Source organism: Microcoleus sp. BM001215392, from assembly GCF_036700185.1.
Lineage (GTDB): Bacteria > Cyanobacteriota > Cyanobacteriia > Cyanobacteriales > Microcoleaceae > Microcoleus.
In genome coordinates, this window is record NZ_JAUBOJ010000144.1 from 1 (window position 1) to 15,989 (window position 15,989).

9 protein-coding genes and 1 tRNA gene are annotated in these 15,989 nt (G+C 45.8%); 7 read left to right on the plus strand and 3 right to left on the minus strand.

Annotated features, from left to right (window positions below; translation table 11 throughout):
- The first annotated feature begins 128 nt into the window (after window positions 1-128).
- The 4 genes from QT974_RS16735 to QT974_RS16750 all read left to right on the plus strand — a co-directional run bounded on the left by QT974_RS16735 (window position 129) and on the right by QT974_RS16750 (window position 8,078).
- Complete coding sequence (locus QT974_RS16735) at window positions 129-1,304, plus strand: metallophosphoesterase family protein (protein WP_333469570.1); 1,176 nt, start codon at window positions 129-131, stop codon at window positions 1,302-1,304.
- 371 nt (window positions 1,305-1,675) lie between these two features.
- A complete protein-coding gene (locus tag QT974_RS16740) occupies window positions 1,676-4,717 on the plus strand; it encodes an SMC family ATPase (RefSeq protein WP_333469571.1) in 3,042 nt (1,013 codons plus the stop codon).
- Between the two features lie 300 nt (window positions 4,718-5,017).
- Window positions 5,018-6,187 carry a pyridoxal phosphate-dependent aminotransferase gene (locus tag QT974_RS16745; protein ID WP_333469572.1) on the plus strand — a complete coding sequence of 390 codons (1,170 nt, stop codon included), beginning with the start codon at window positions 5,018-5,020 and terminating at the stop codon, window positions 6,185-6,187.
- 16 nt (window positions 6,188-6,203) lie between these two features.
- The gene (locus QT974_RS16750) at window positions 6,204-8,078 is read left to right on the plus strand and encodes an aminopeptidase P family protein (protein WP_333469573.1); all 1,875 of its coding nucleotides are present in this window, start codon (window positions 6,204-6,206) and stop codon (window positions 8,076-8,078) included.
- 72 nt (window positions 8,079-8,150) lie between these two features.
- Here the strand turns inward: QT974_RS16750 and QT974_RS16755 are convergent.
- From QT974_RS16755 to iscB, 3 genes are all read right to left on the minus strand, one after another.
- A tRNA-Thr gene (locus QT974_RS16755) sits at window positions 8,151-8,223 on the minus strand.
- 439 nt (window positions 8,224-8,662) lie between these two features.
- Window positions 8,663-10,822, minus strand: coding sequence for a WD40 repeat domain-containing protein (locus QT974_RS16760; RefSeq protein ID WP_333469574.1), 2,160 nt, complete (start codon window positions 10,820-10,822; stop codon window positions 8,663-8,665).
- A 97-nt stretch (window positions 10,823-10,919) separates the two neighbouring features.
- Window positions 10,920-12,212 (minus strand): RNA-guided endonuclease IscB, encoded by a 1,293-nt coding sequence (iscB, locus tag QT974_RS16765; RefSeq protein WP_333469575.1) that lies wholly within the window; start codon window positions 12,210-12,212, stop codon window positions 10,920-10,922.
- Window positions 12,213-12,876: 664 nt separating this feature from the next.
- On the opposite strand from iscB, the gene QT974_RS16770 reads away from it, so the two are divergent.
- From QT974_RS16770 to cysW, 3 genes are all read left to right on the plus strand, one after another.
- Window positions 12,877-14,022, plus strand: a complete 1,146-nt coding sequence (locus tag QT974_RS16770; RefSeq protein ID WP_333469576.1) for a sulfate ABC transporter substrate-binding protein — start codon at window positions 12,877-12,879, stop codon at window positions 14,020-14,022.
- 193 nt (window positions 14,023-14,215) lie between these two features.
- Window positions 14,216-15,076, plus strand: a complete 861-nt coding sequence (gene cysT, locus QT974_RS16775; RefSeq protein WP_333469577.1) for a sulfate ABC transporter permease subunit CysT — start codon at window positions 14,216-14,218, stop codon at window positions 15,074-15,076.
- Window positions 15,066-15,947, plus strand: coding sequence for a sulfate ABC transporter permease subunit CysW (gene cysW / locus QT974_RS16780; RefSeq protein ID WP_333469578.1), 882 nt, complete (start codon window positions 15,066-15,068; stop codon window positions 15,945-15,947). The genes cysT and cysW overlap by 11 nt, the downstream gene beginning before the upstream one ends.
- The last annotated feature ends 42 nt before the right edge of the window (window positions 15,948-15,989 follow it).

The following is a 15,989-nucleotide window of genomic DNA, read 5'->3' on the forward strand; positions in this document are numbered from 1 at the left end:
AGTTATAATCCCATATTGACTACGGTCATGCTTCGCCCCTACAAACATATTTGCCTTGCACTCATCCGCTGCACCCCTTCTGTCAACTATCAACTGTCAACTGTCAACTATCAACTGCCGAACTTACTATGCGCATAATTCATACTGCTGACTGGCATTTGGGACGGCGTTTTCGAGGGATCGATCGCACTTCTGAAATTGCGATCGCCCTAGAACAAATATTGAAACAAGCCAAAGAGCTCGATGTCGATGCCGTGTTGGTCGCCGGAGACATTTTTGACGTTCCCAACCCTCCAGCCTATGCTGAGCGCATTGCCTATCAATTTTTCTGCGAACTCCAAGCCGCCGAAATTCCCGCAATTGCGATCGCCGGCAATCACGATTCAGCATCGCGCATCGACAGCATCGCCCAACTGCTATCCCTTGCCGGCGTTCGCGCTTTAGGTAAACCCAGGCGATCGGCAGACGGCGGCACGATTACTCTGAATACCAAAAGTGGTAAACTGTGCGTGGGAGCAATGCCTTTTGCTTCCGAACAAAGACTCTTAGATGCCAATTCTCTCTGGCACTCCGGCGACGCCAACCGCCGTCAAGATTACCGCGAGATTGTAGCAGATTTACTGCAAAATTTAACGACAGATTTTCGAGACAATACTGTGAATATGCTGATGGGACACATGAGCATTGACGGCGCTCGCTTGGCCAAATCAGAAGTCGCTTACTACACGCGAGACAAATACCTGCTCTCATCGCAAACTCTGCCGCCAGAAGCTCAGTATGTTGCCCTGGGACACATCCACATTCACCAGCGGATTGCTAAGAATTCTCCCGCTTATTATTCTGGTTCTTTAATTCAGTTAGATTTTGGAGAAGCTGAACAGGAAAAAGGATTTTGCTTGATCGAAGTTGAGCCGGGAAGTCAGGCCAAAGTAGAATTTAGACCTGTGGCTTGTCACAAACCGTTAAAAGTGCTTCAATGTCATAATGACAATCTCGATGCTACTTTAGAAGCTCATCAGTATCATCCTGGTTTTTTGAAGGTAATTGTCGAATTGGACAGTCCACAAATCGGATTAGCCGATCGCGTCCGCCAAATCTGTTCTCAAGCACTGTTAATTGAGCCGCGCTATCGGGATGTACCGCTAGAACCAACAGAGAGCACTAATATCGATCCCAACAATTTCGATCCAGCAGCAGAGTTCTGCAACTATTATCAAAACCGTTTGGGAACGACACCACAACCCGCTGTATTGGAGGGATTTGAGAATTTGTACAAAAAGTTTAAGGAAACAGTTAATAGTTAAATATAGCCTTTCGAGCTCTCATATGAGGTACTCATGGGCATCGGGAATCGGGAATCGGGCAAAGAGGGCATACCTCACTTTCTTGGGAACCGCTATAGGTAATTGGTAATCGGTGGATTTTTACCAAAATAATTGGTTTAAAGCCTCTCCTTTTAGGGAAAAATTAAAATCCGACTATTCATTACTCCAATCCTCTTCTTTCCAGGTAGAGTTCACTGTCAACTGTTCTCCCTAACAAACTTAAGAAAGCCCATACCACTCGGAACAATATAATTGCAAAAATGCCCTGCGCAAGCCAATGCCCTGCGCAAGCCAATGCCCAATGCCCAATGCCCAATGCCCAAATCTAAAATCTAAAATCTAAAATCAGTATGCGTCCACTAGAACTTTTGCTCGAAGGATTTACCAGCTTCCGCCGGGAACAACGTTTAGATTTTTCTGAACTCGATTTGTTTGCAATTACTGGTGCTACTGGTGCGGGCAAATCTTCGCTGCTAGATGCCATGACTTACGCGCTTTTTGGTACGACAACTCGCAGCGGTAAACAAGTAGGCGATTTGGCAAGTCAAGGGAGCGAAAATTTAAAAGTGCAGTTGCGTTTTACTGTAGGTTTAGCACAGTACCGGGTGACGCGGAGGTGGCGTTTTCGTCCGAAATCTCCCGAGAATAAGGTGATTTTGGAAACTTGGCAAAATGGGGATTGGGAAACTTTGGGGACGAGTATTGTTGCTGTTCAAAATACTATTGAACAGATTTTAGGAATGGATTTTGATACTTTTACCAGAGCGATTATTCTACCTCAAGGCAAGTTTGATGAATTTATTAAAGGAGATACTTCAAAACGCCGGGAAATTTTGCGCCAGTTAGCAGGATTTGAGATTTTTGAGCAGATGCGCAAGGAAGCAAACGACCTCGCGAAGTTGCTCAAACAAGAACGGGAAATGGTGGAAAGACAGCTAGCTGAGTTGAGCGCACCCTCGAAGGCTGAGGTGGAGCTAAAACGATCGCAACTTTGGATTTTAGAGCAGCAGTTACCCGAGTTCGATCGCGCTGTTGTCCAAGCTCAGAAGGCTGTGGATGAAGAAGAACAGCTATTTTCTCAAATCACTCGCTGGCAAGAACTCGAACAAGACTTGGCTAAGTTAAATGCTAATTCCTCCGAGATCGCAATCTTAGCACAACGTTTAGCAAAAGCACAAGCTGCCAACCATTTACAGGGAGATTGGGCTTTAGTGCGAGCCGCTCGCAGTCAGCATGAAACCGCCGAAAGTGCAGCTTTATTATCGCGAGAGCAGTTGATTAAAGCTCGTTCCGAGCTAGCAACAGAGCAGCAGAAACTTGATGCTGTCCGCGCCAAATCCGAGGAATTAGCGCCACAAATAAAGGCTCGCGAAGATGCTCTGGCTGCTGCCAAAGTATATGAAGAACAGCGCGCTCAATTAGAGAAAGAAGTTGCCATTGCACAAAAGAATCAACAGGAAAAACTTCGCTTTTTTCAAGCAGCAGATAAAGAACTGCAAGCTGCTAATACTAAAATTCAGGCGGCGGGTTTTCGAGTTACCAGAGCAGCGGCGTTGCTCGAACAGTATGCGCCTGGAGGAGACCGTTTAGAACAGTTGCAACAAATTGCACCTTTATTGATGGAAATCCAGCTCATTATCAATCAGGGACAAACTCAGCACGAAGAATTGAAAAAAGCTCTGGAATCGAAAGAAATTGCTCAACAGAATTATGTCGGGGTTGCAACTAAATTAGCAGGGGCCCAAATCAGTCTGAAAGAGTGCGAAGCTGAGTTAGAATATGCCCAAGCTGCTAATGCCGAAGCGGCGCGTCTAGAAAGCGTGGCTGCTGTCAGAATGTCGCTGAATTCTGGGGATACTTGTCCGGTGTGCGGGGGCGTGCATCCTGAGAGCGATTTGCTCCCTGCTTTGCCGAGTTCAAAAATTGTTGATGTCGCCATTTTGCGCCGGAACGTTGCGGCTGCAAATCAATTTTTTCAAGCTGCTCAAATGGCTGTGGCTGAGGGAAAAAGTGCGGTTTCAGCCTGCGAGCAAAAACAATCGGAAATTGCTAAAACATTGCAATTGACGGCGAATAAAGTTGCTCAGTTGCAGCAGCAAATCACTTTAGTTCTACAAACTCGTGAGTGGGAAGTCTTGCAGTTGCAGCAGGAGTTGGTTATACTAGCAGATAGCGATCGCCAATACCGAGAAACCGAGCAACAATTCCAACTCGCATCGCTGGAATATAATAATTACGAACAAAGATTTAATTTTGCCGCAGCGGCTAAGGCAGCTAAACACCAAGAATATCAAGATGCGATCGCCGAATCAGACCGCCGCCAGCAGCAATTGCAAAGTTGTGTGAATGCACTTTATCAAATTACGGAATATCAACCCTATGCTAATTTAGCAAAAGCTTTAGCAGAAGGCAAGCAAGAGCTGGAAAATTGGCTGAAAGTTGCCGAACAATCTTATCAATCTGCTCAAAATACCGCTATTCAAGCAGCGGAGAGAGAACAACAAGCGGGGGAGGTTTACGCACGGGCGCAAGCTAGCAAGCAGCAGTTAAACCAGGATTGGTTAGCAAAATTAACAGCGGCTGATTTCACCGAAGAGACGTTTTTAGCAGCGGTGGCGCCAGTTAGCGAACAATCGCAGTGGGAAAAAGCGATTCGGTCTGTGCGCGAGTCAAAAATTCAGTTGGAGACACGGGCGAAGGATTTAAGCGAGGCGATCGCAGGCAGAACTACCGATGAGAATAATTTAGCACGAGTGCGATCGGCAAAACACGCAGCCCAAGAAAACTTCAAACAAGCCAACAACTCGCGCGCCGAACTTTTAGTGTGGATTCAAGTAGCAGCCCAAACCCTCGAACAAGCCGAAAGACTGTCCCAGCAAATCACCAACTTCACAGAACAAGAGCAAACCTATCACACCTTAGCGCAGAATCTCAAATCAAACGAATTTCAATCCTACATTTTAGAACATTTAGAAGCAGAATTAGTCGGCAGCGCCACCTTAATTTTACAAGAATTAACCGACAATCGCTACAAGTTAAAAAACCAAGACGGCGAATACTGGGTAACAGATAATTGGAATGGCGGCGAAGCTAGACGAGTGCGCACCCTTTCCGGCGGCGAAACCTTCGCAACTTCGCTATCAATGGCTTTAGCTTTATCTGAAAAACTATCTCAAGGAACTCAACTGGGTAGCTTGTTTCTAGATGAAGGATTCGGCACTTTAGATGCAGAAACCCTCGAAAGCGTCACTCAAATTTTAGAATCATTGCGACAGCGAGAAAGGCTGATTGGAGTGATTACCCACGTTAGAGGATTGGGCGAAAGATTGCCCGCACAAGTTAAAGTATTTAAGTCACCGCAAGGTTCTAGAATAGAAGTTGAAAGAGCTTAGAAGACCCGGCGGTTGAAACCGCGTCTACACAAGCAAAACCCGCCGACGCGGGTTGAAGACCAGACCGTTAAAAATTACGCTGTTTTTTTCAGTTATTTTCTTCAGAAGACCCGGCGGTTGAAACCGCGTCTACACAAGCAAAACCCGCCGACGCGGGTTGAAGATTGGGTAGTTAAAATTAGGTTGTTTTCTTCAGTTATTTTCTTCAGTCCGCGTCGGCGGACTTCCCTTGTGTAGACGCGGTTTCAACCGCCGTCTTATCTACAAACAATTTTTATGGGAAAAACAGAGTTAAATTAAATGAAAAATTACCCAACTCGAATGCAATCAGTACAATCGCCAATTATCCCAGTAGTAGGCGAACTAATCCGGCAAAATCCGGGAACCATATCCTTAGGACAAGGCATAGTTTACTACAATCCGCCCCAAGAATCATTTGACAAAATTCCCGACTTCTTCGCAAATCCCGACAATCACAAATACAAAGCCGTCGAAGGAATCCCAGAATTACAAAACGCCATCGCAGCCAAACTCAAAACAGATAACGGCATAGAAATTAACACCAAAAACTGTATTGTCGTTACCGCCGGCAGCAATATGGGGTTTACCAACGCCATCCTCGCTATCACCTCAGCGGGAGACGAGGTTATCATCCAATCACCTTATTATTTCAACCACGAAATGGCTGCTGTCATGGCAAATTGCCGCCCCGTGATTGTAGAAACCGACGCCAACTATCAACTCAATATTGCTGCGATTAAAAAAGCAATCACCGACAAAACGCGAGCAATTGTCACCATTTCACCCAACAACCCAACAGGCGCGGTTTATTCTGCCGAATCTCTCCGGGAAGTGAACGAGATTTGCCGCCAACACAATATCTATCACATCAGCGATGAAGCCTACGAATATTTTACCTATGACGGCGCGAAACACTGTTCGCCCGCAGCTTTTCCCAACAGCAGCGAACATACAATTTCGCTGTTCACCCTTTCCAAAGCCTACGGTTTTGCAAGTTGGCGCATCGGGTATATGGTAATTCCACAGCATTTGCTGGTTTCGGTGAGGAAAATTCAAGATACCATCTTAATTTGTCCGCCCGTAATTTCCCAGTATGCAGCTTTGGGAGCCTTGCAAGTTGGTAGAGGTTACTGCGATAATCATGTAAGGGCGATCGCACTTGTGCGCCAACTCGTATTAGACGAACTCAATACCATCCCCAATCTCTGTACAATTTCCCCAGCCGCCGGAGCTTTCTACTTTTTCTTGAAAGTTGAGACACAGATCGATACAATGGAATTAGTAGAGCGATTAATTCGCGAACATCACGTAGCAGTGCTTCCCGGTACAACCTTCGGCATGGATAGCGGTTGCTATTTGCGGGTTGCTTACGGTGCTCTGGCAAAAGCAACCGCTACCGCAGGTATTCAGAGATTGGTTAAAGGTTTGAAGACAATTTTAAACAAGTAACATAGGAGACAAAAAAATGGTTGCAACTAACTTAAGAGTAGATACAAGCATTCAAAATGCCTCCTCCAAAAAACTTTCTGACTTGCGCGTTTTGATGGCAAACTATGACTTAGATTGCTATTTTATCCCAGCAGTTGACGAACACTTGAATTTATCAGTCCCAGCAGCCAAGCAGAGGCGAGCTTGGATTTCCGGTTTTACAGGTTCGGCTGGCGATTTGTTAGTTGGCAAAAATTCGGCTTGGTTGTTTGTGGATTCCCGGTATTACGAACAAGCAGAATTGCAAGTCGATGCGGCACTGATTCAAATATCAAAAATTGGTTTAGAAGGAAATTTAAGCTTAATTGAAATTTTAGAAAAACTGGCAACTGAATCCGCCCAAAAATCTACTAAAATTAGATTCGGTTTCGATCCGTTTACCGCAGCCACAGAGCAATATCAAAATTGGCTCAAAAAATTTGCGACACCGGGAATTGAACTCGTCTCAATCCCGGAAAATTTAGCAGACAAGGTTCGACAAACAGCAGAGACTTTACCCGCGATTGACGAATCTCCGATATTTAGCTTACCAGCATCCCTGACCGGAGAAACCTGCACCCAAAAATTAATCCGAGTCAGGGAAGCGATGCAGAAAGCCAACATCGATGTACTCCCGATTACCAACCTCAATCAAATAGCGTGGCTGTTCAATCTCCGAGGCTCGGATATTCCCCACATTCCTATTTTTATATCCTACGCCATTCTCACGGCCGATGCAGCGTTTTTGTTTACCAACCTCGAACGAGTTTCACTCCAAATCAAGCAAGAATTATTGCCGGATGTAACTTTGCTTCCCTACGGAGATTATCCGTCAACTTTAGAAGCTTGTGTCAATTTACCGAAAAAAGTTCGGGTGCTATTCGACTCTAAACACAGCACGGCAGGTAGTTATCAGTTAATCTTAGACCATCAAAAAGCTAAAAATAACATCGAAATACTTTTCGAGCAGAATCCCGTAGAAGGGATGAAAGCTCGGAAAAATCCGGTGGAAATCGAGCAGATGAAATCAGCTAACTTTAAGGCAAGTCGAGCTAAAACTCTAACTTTAAAGTGGTTGACAGAACAGCTCGAAAACGATCGTGTATTGACGGAGTTTGATGTTAAAGAAAGCATCGAAAATTTTTATCAGCAAGAAGCTGATTTTCACATTTTAACATTTAGAACGATCGCAGGTGCGGGAGCAAATAGCTCGATCGTACATTACGGCACTCCCAGCCCCGAAATCACGCTCAAACCCGGAGAATTACTGCTGCTAGACTCAGGCGCACAGTATCTAGCCGGGACAACCGACGACACCAGAACCATGGTTATCGGGGAACCGACAACGCAGCAAATCGAACACTACACCACAGTTTTGATAGCACACATCAACTGTGCCATGCAGCAATTCCCCAAAGGTACAACCGGATCGCAGTTAGATGCGATCGCCCGTGCGGTATTATGGCAACAACAGCTAGACTACGGACATGGCACGGGCCACGGAGTCGGCGCATTTTTAGCCGGTCACGAAGGCCCCAACGGTATCAGCAAATTTGTCCAATATCCCCTCGAACCGGGAATGGTAACGAGTATCGAACCGGGATATTACGAACCGGGCTGGGGCGGAATTCGCCTCGAAAATCTCTATGTTGTCAGGGAAATGCCGTCTAAAAACGGTACGGCTTGGTACGGATTTGAACCGCTGACGTATATTCCGTTCGAGCAAAAATTGATAAATGTCGATCGGCTGTCAACAACTCAATTACAATGGTTGAACAACTATCACGCTTCAGTAATCGAGAAACTCTCACCAGTATTTGATGCAGCAACAATCGCCTGGTTGAGAAAAGCCTGCGCCGCCTTTAGTTCGTAGTGAGGAATGCGAGTCCTCTTTAAAACAAGAGGACTCGCATTCCTTACTACAAACACCTAATTCTGCTTATAAAGCTGGTGACAAGACTCGAACTTGCGACAGGCTGATTACAAATCAGCTACTCTACCAACTGAGTTACACCAGCAGCGAAATTAAATATAGCAAACTTATCGCCATTAGCGCAACCCCCCCAGCCAACTTTTTTTTAAATTCGCCCAAAACCGCTTCCGGTAAGGGCAGAACCGAAATTATTGTCTCTTGAGCTAAATTGGGCCGTCGTGTTTTAGAGTCTTGGACGCACCTAGACCCCAGAAACCGGGTTTCTGCCGATATTTCTCGTTACTTAACCCAAATTTTTCGTAGAAACCCGGTTTTTCGTCTCCCCGGCGCACCTAGACCCCAGAAACCGGGTTTCTGCCGATATTTCTCGTTATCAAACCCAAATTTTTCGTAGAAACCCGGTTTCTAGCCCCCGTGGGTAAATTTTGTTGAACTTCTCGCTGCGGGCTTTAAACCGGGCGGGCTCCCAGCCAAAGCAGATTATCTAAACTAAGGACTAAGGACTAAGGACTAAGGACTAATGCCTAATCGCAACGCCAAATCTTAATTGTCTCATCCGCGCTACCGCTAGCGAGCAAATTGCCCGAAGGTGCGATCGCCACCGAGTATACCGTACCCGAATGTCCCTTAAGAGTGCTCAACAGCTCTCCCGTCTGCAAACTCCAAATATTAATCGTATTATCATCGCAGCCGCTAGCCAAAGTCAAACCATCCCGACTAATAGCAACCGAATCGCCCCGACTCACATAATTCTGCAAAATATGCAGCGCCTCATTCATCCCTAAATTTGCGACACCCTTTCCCCTCGCAGAATTAGGATTTAAAATCCGCAACAAACTGCCCGTGTGCAAATTTCGCAGCTTAATCGTATAATCATTGCTGACGCTAGCCAGAATCTGACCGTCAGGTGCGATCGCCACAGAATTAACCCCAACATTCACACCCGAAAGAGTCCGCATCAACTTACCGCTTTCCACATCCCAAACCTTACTCGTCGCATCCGAACTGCCGCTCGCCAATATCTTACCATCCGGGCTAAAAACCACCGTATTCACATTATCAGAATGACCCCTCAAAGTCCGCAGCAACTCACCCGTCCGCAAATTCCACAGCTTAATCGTATTATCAGCCCCGCCGCAGCTAGCAATTACCTGCCCCTTCGGGTTAATCGCCACGGAATTCACCTCCATCGAATGTCCCGGAAAAGTACATAACAAATCGCCGTTGTACAAATTCCAAAACTTAATTGTTTCGTCGGAACTGCCGCTGACCAACATTTTTCCGTCAGAGCTAATAGCCACCGAATTTACGCGATCGGAATGTCCCGTCAAAGTGCCAATTAAATCTCCTGTTTGTAAATTCCAAATCTTAATAGTTTTATCCCAACTCCCGCTAGCCAGAATTTTGCCATCAGGACTAATCGCTAGAGAATTCACAAAGGATGAATGTCCCGGTAGCGTGTGCGCGCACCGCCATTTCAGATTTTTAAATTTGTGAGCTAATTCCTGCGCCCGCTTAGCGACAGCCTCAGCTTCCTCTCTGCGTTTGAGTTCTTCCTCCTCCAAACGCTTGCGTTCGGCCCTAGCTTTTGCCTCTCGCACCGCCAGCCGCCGCATCTCTCCTTTATAGGTTATTCGCTGCTGCTCCTGAATTTCTTTAAGAGTTTCAATATACGGTAGAACCCAATCTTTAGAAAACCATTCCTGCGCAAATTCCGCCTCTAAATTAAATAATTGAGGTTCGTGAGTAAAATCAATATTTAAATAATACAAATCTGCTAAAAATCCGGCTAATAATTTGTGAATAGTCACAATTATTTGCCTGATAATCCGCAGTCTCACCTTTTCATCTTTACCCTCAGCCTCCAACTGGCTATCGACCTCTTCCCAGTTCCAGGGCTGCATCGCCACTAGAGAAACGCTCTGATTGATAATCCCCCAAAAACCCACATGAAAATTCACTTCATAATCGCTGATATCGCTGTACAGTATCGCTGTAGGCACCGGAGATAACACACTCTGCAATCGCTCCACATCAATATCAGAAATCGATTTTTTGAAATAATCTCCGTAAAACTGAACCGGACAGGATTCTCCGTGCTGTGGGTAGTGCTGGTTCAAAAAAGTTCTCAACTTAGCCGGCAGCTCGATATTTAGATTGTTGCGGAATGAATCTGGGCAATCTTGGCTAATTTTTGCCGGAGCAACTAACAGCAGCAATCGGTGCTGCTGCTGCTGCAAAATCTGTTCGGTTTCCTGTCTGCTCAAATTAGAAAACCAGTTATCTTTGTCCCAAATTGTTTGAATTTCGCTCAGCTTGACTCGAATTGCTTCTGATTGAAACTCCCGCATTAACTCACGGGAAAGTCGGCTAATTGCCCGCTTATCTCTGACTTCTTCTGATTTAATTCGATTGGCGCGTTCTTCCTTTACCCATTCTTCTTCTGTACTGGCGATCGCAATTAACTCTTGTTCTCGGGCCTGCTGTCGCTGCAAATATTTCACTTGTGCTTTAATCCAGCGGGGGTCTTTTTTGATTTGCTGGTTCAAAGCCGAAGAACCAGACGGCTCTATTTCTGCATAGCGCTCGTTGACAGCGCTTGCTCCCAATCTTTCTCCCAATTCGCAGGCTACAGGCTTCAACAGTTCAATTAGGGTGTCTGAGACGGGGCGGGGTAATGACATACCAGTTAAAACTTTTTCTTACTTTGTGGCCGACAAGCAGCCAGTCTAATTACTAGATAGCAGAATATCGGAGTATTCCGGGGTGAAACGGAGTGAACTAAAATCGATATGAGTAGCCGTCCTGTCGGTGAATAAACTTCACGTTTTTTATGGTAGAAAATCCAATACGAAACTGATTAATTAAAACCTCAAAACCCTTTGCGGTAGGTGTTTTTACTCGTGCCGTATAGGTTCCGGCTTTGACATTCTTGCGGTCAGTATCCAACGTGAACTTAACTGTATCGCCTGTTTTGACGTGCTTGTATCGTACTCGTGTATTTTTCACTGCTGGGAACCCGTGTTTGTTGACTCGTATTTCCTGCCTTGTCCCGTGCCCAAAACACGTGACAATCAGGGGCTGAGTTGTTCTCAATTGAATCGAGCGACCAGATTTCCCGACACACCCGGCATCAATACTATGTGACTTCTCTAAGCCCTGTTGAGTGCGGTTGAATTTAGTTCTGCCGCCCGTCCAACACTTCACCGTGTCGCATAGCTCTTTTGCCATCCTGACAATGGCAAAACGGGTTGAATTCACTGCTGCTGAATCTTTAAGGGGTTGCTTGGCTTGTGCAAGAATACGTTGCAGCAGGTCGGGTTTGCCCGAAAGGAAATCTTGGATATCGCGATTCCCCTTCTTCTGGTTGCACGGAACACAGGAAAGAGCAAGGTTGCTTACTCGGTTTGACCCACCTTTTGATTTAGCCTGAATGTGTTCTACTTCCAGGGGGGCATCGGTTGCACCGCAGTACGAGCATTTTTGTTCCCACTTTTCTAGTAGATATTGCTTCACTTCATAGCCAGCCAGTTCACCCGCTTGATATTGCACTCCACTAATCTCAGGATTCTGCATCAGTTGTGTGTCAAACCGGACTTGCTCAATCTCAATCTCAGTGATGGGACTGTAGCGCATGAATCGCTTAATCCAAGTTTCTACCGTTTGAACTCTATGTCGCAAGCTGGGGGCTAACCATCCTGTAGGCTGCTTTCGATTAAAACGCTTTGCTCGATATCTAAGATTGCGCGAACGCCGATCGCCTCGCACGCTAGCCCGTTGTTTGAGGTCAGCGCTAATTTGCAATCCTCGATGCTTGAGTTCCATGCCGAAGACAATATCTTCACCGCATTGAATGGCGAAACCCGTCCATTTAGAACCTGGATCTATTTTGAGCCGATAGGGTTTGAGTGTGGGATTGAGAATCTGTTGCTTGAGGACGATCGCAAACGGATAGGATCTGTACACCGCTGCTTTTTGTTTGGTCAACAGCTCTCTAGCACGAGCTGGATGCACCATGTTGAGGAACGTCCTGTCGTGATTCAACAGGAAAACGTAATTAGCTTGAATTTGCATTTCTGCATCTCAGGACTTGGTAATGTTTGCATCGATTGGCTTACAGGCTTGTTACCAGGGTGCGGTGTTCCACGTTCAGAAGCTACGCGATGTTCCTCCCCCGACGCTTGAATCTTGCCCGAATTCATTGAGTCATGACCCGTAAGCGACTATCACACTCTTGGTGTGTGTGAAATCTGGTGTAGCAGGGTACTCCGAATTACTCCGTTTCCCTTGAATTACTCCGCTTCTTTGCTACTCAGGCGTATCCCGCTGGGTACAAACTCTTAGCACGGCCTTACATTTGGGCGATCTATTTTAGATTTTAGATTTTAAATTTACTCCACAGATGAATCTGGCAGCTAGAACTTGAGTCTGCTCGCGACGATTGTCGTGGCACGGTATCCGTTTTTGAGCTGAGCTAGCGTATCCGTAAGGCGTATCGTACAGTCGCAGAAGCTTAGCACCTTAACTCAATCATAGTGTTTATACGGTTTACATTTTATGCCGAATCTGAATCGAAAGCACCGAGGGTAAAGACTTGAGGATATTCGATCGACTCTCACCCCCCAAATTCATTTTTTTTGTTGCCATTTTTACCCGCGCTTGTCTATAATCGTACTTCACAACCATAATTACGGTATTCCGACCAGATAACCGTACTTTAATTAAGGAAACAAATATAATGAGCCCGTGGGAACACCTAACTCAACAATTTCAGCGTACACAACAGCTACCAACTGGCAAAAATCGATCGCTGAGTGCACTTAAAAGATTTGTGTCGCTATTTGTAGTCGGAATAACTTTAAGTCTGGCAATTGTCTCCTGCCAGCAGGGAACTCCCAGCAACCCAACAGCGACTTCAGGCCCTGCTAGCCCAGCAGCCAACAAAGGCAAAGTAGAATTAACCCTCGTTTCCTTCGCCGTCACCAAAGCCGCCCACGAAGCGATAATTCCCAAATTTATCGAACAATGGCAAAAAGAAAAAGGACAAACCGTCACTTTCAGCCAAAGTTACGGCGGTTCCGGTTCCCAAACCAGAGCAGTAATTGACGGATTAGAAGCAGACATCGTACACCTAGCCCTCGCCCTCGACACCGCCAAAATCGAGAAAGCCGGACTCATCCAACCGGGCTGGGAAAAAGAAGTCCCCAACGAAGGAATTGTCAGCAAATCCGTAGCAGCAATAGTCACCCGCGAAGGTAATCCCAAAGGCATTAAAACCTGGGAAGATTTAGGCAAAGACGGAGTGAAATTGATCACCGCCGATCCCAAAACCTCAGGAGTTGCTCGCTGGAACTTTCTAGCACTTTGGGGTTCGATTCTCAAAACCGGAGGAGACGACACCAAAGCATTAGACTTTACCACCAAAGTCTACAAAAACGTTCCGATTCTTACCAAAGATGCCCGCGAAGCCACCGATGTATTTTTCAAACAAGGCCAAGGCGACGCCTTAATCAACTACGAAAACGAGATTATTTTGGCAGGTCAGAAAGGCGAAAAACCGAGTTATATTATTCCCGATGTGAATGTGTCGATCGACAATCCCGTTGCCATCGTCGATAAAAACGTGGACAAACACGGTACCCGCGAAGTCGCCGAAGCATTTGTCAAATATCTGTACACTCCAGAAGCCCAGCGAGAATTTGCCGCTTCAGGATTTCGCCCAGTAGATGCGACAGTCGCCGCCGAAGCAGAATTTGTCCAAAAATATCCCGCCGTCAAAACCCTATTTACAGCTCAAGATTTGGGAGGTTGGGGAGACATTCAAAAGAAATTCTTTGATGACGGAGCCGCGTTTGACAAAATCCAAGGCTCGATTAAACGCTAATTCCATCAGCACTGGTTCGTAGTGAGGACTTGAGTCCTCATCTTTAAGGACTAAAGTCCTTACTACAAATTGTATTTTTCATTGTTCGTAGTGAGGACTTCAGTCCTCATCTTTAAGGACTAAAGTCCTTACTACAAACTCTGAGGACTAAGGACTAAAGTCCTGAATACCAACAAATAAATACTCAATCAAAATGTCTGTATCATCTCCAACCAATAACCCTCAATCTCCTATTCAGAATATCAAAAGAGCGATCGGCCTCATCACACTACCTTGGGGAATCACCATCGGCTACCTCAGCCTCATGCTATTTCTCCCAGTCACAGCCATGCTGCTAAAAGCCAGCACAGCAAACCCCGGCGAATTTTGGAAAATAGCCACCAGCCCGATCGCCCTTTCCGCCTACGATGTCACCTTCGTCACATCATTAATAGCAGCCCTAATCAACGGAGTTTTCGGCACATTAATCGCCTGGGTATTAGTCCGGTACGACTTTCCCTTAAAACGCATTGTCGATGCAGCAGTCGATTTACCCTTTGCGCTACCAACATCCGTCGCAGGTTTAACCCTCGCCACAGTTTACAGCGATAACGGCTGGATCGGTTCCCTATTTGCACCCTTTGGAATCAAAATATCATTCACTCGCTTAGGCGTAGGAATAGCCATGATCTTTATTTCCTTACCCTTCATCGTGCGGACTGTACAGCCAGTTTTACACGAAATGGAAAAAGACATCGAAGAAGCAGCTTGGTGCTTAGGAGCATCTCAATTTCAAACCTTTTGGCGAGTAGTTTTACCGCCGCTATTTCCGTCAATTTTAACCGGAGTTGCTCTCGGATTTTCCCGAGCAGTTGGCGAGTACGGTTCGACGGTAATTGTAGCAGCTAACGTACCGTTTAAAGATTTAATTGCTCCGGTGTTAATTTTCCAAAGATTGGAACAATACGACTATGCAGGAGCTACAGTTATCGGCACTGTGATGTTAGGCATTTCCCTAGCAATGTTGTTCGCAATTAATGTTTTACAAGCATGGAGAAGACGCTATGACGGCTGAACTCAACCCCTCAGAAAATTACCCGCTTCCTCCGGTTGGTTCTTCGTCGCGCAGCAAAGAAAAAGCCTGGGTAAAGCCAACTTTAATCTCAATTGCGATCGCCTATCTCGGCCTCGTCTTATTTATCCCAGCCCTCAACGTTTTTTACCAAGCTTTCAAAAAGGGATTCGAGCCATTTTTCGCCAATTTAACCTCACCAGATTTTTTATCGGCTGCACAGCTTACCCTGCTAATTGCTTTGATAGTTGTACCTATAAACACAGTATTTGGTTTGTGTGCAGCTTGGGTAATCGGCCGCAATAAATTTCCAGGACGCACCCTATTAATCACCATTTTAGACGTGCCGTTTGCCATATCTCCCGTAGTTGCAGGTTTAATGATTGTACTGCTTTACGGTCGCCTAGGATGGTTTGGGCCGTGGCTGGAAAGTGGCGGAATTAAGATTATCTTTGCCTTCCCTGGAATGGTTCTGGCTACAGCTTTTGTTACTCTACCTTTTGTCGCCCGCGAAGTAATTCCTGTTTTGGAAGAAGTAGGAACCGATCAAGAAGAAGCGGCGAAAACTTTGGGAGCAAATGATTGGCAAATCTTCTGGAATGTGACGTTACCAAATATTCGCTGGGGCTTGCTTTACGGTGTAATTTTGACAAATGCTAGAGCAATGGGAGAATTTGGAGCTGTTTCTGTGGTATCGGGAAATATTGCTAAAAAAACTCAGACTTTGCCTTTGTTTGTAGAGGATGCTTACAAGCAGTACGCGACGCAAGCAGCATTTTCGGCGGCGGTAGTTCTCGGTTTGTTAGCTGTTGTTACTCTGGTGGTTAAGGAGATTTTGGAACAAAAAACTACCATTAAGGAAGTTGACAGTTGACAGTTGACAGTTGACAGTTGACAGTTGACAGTTGACAGTTGA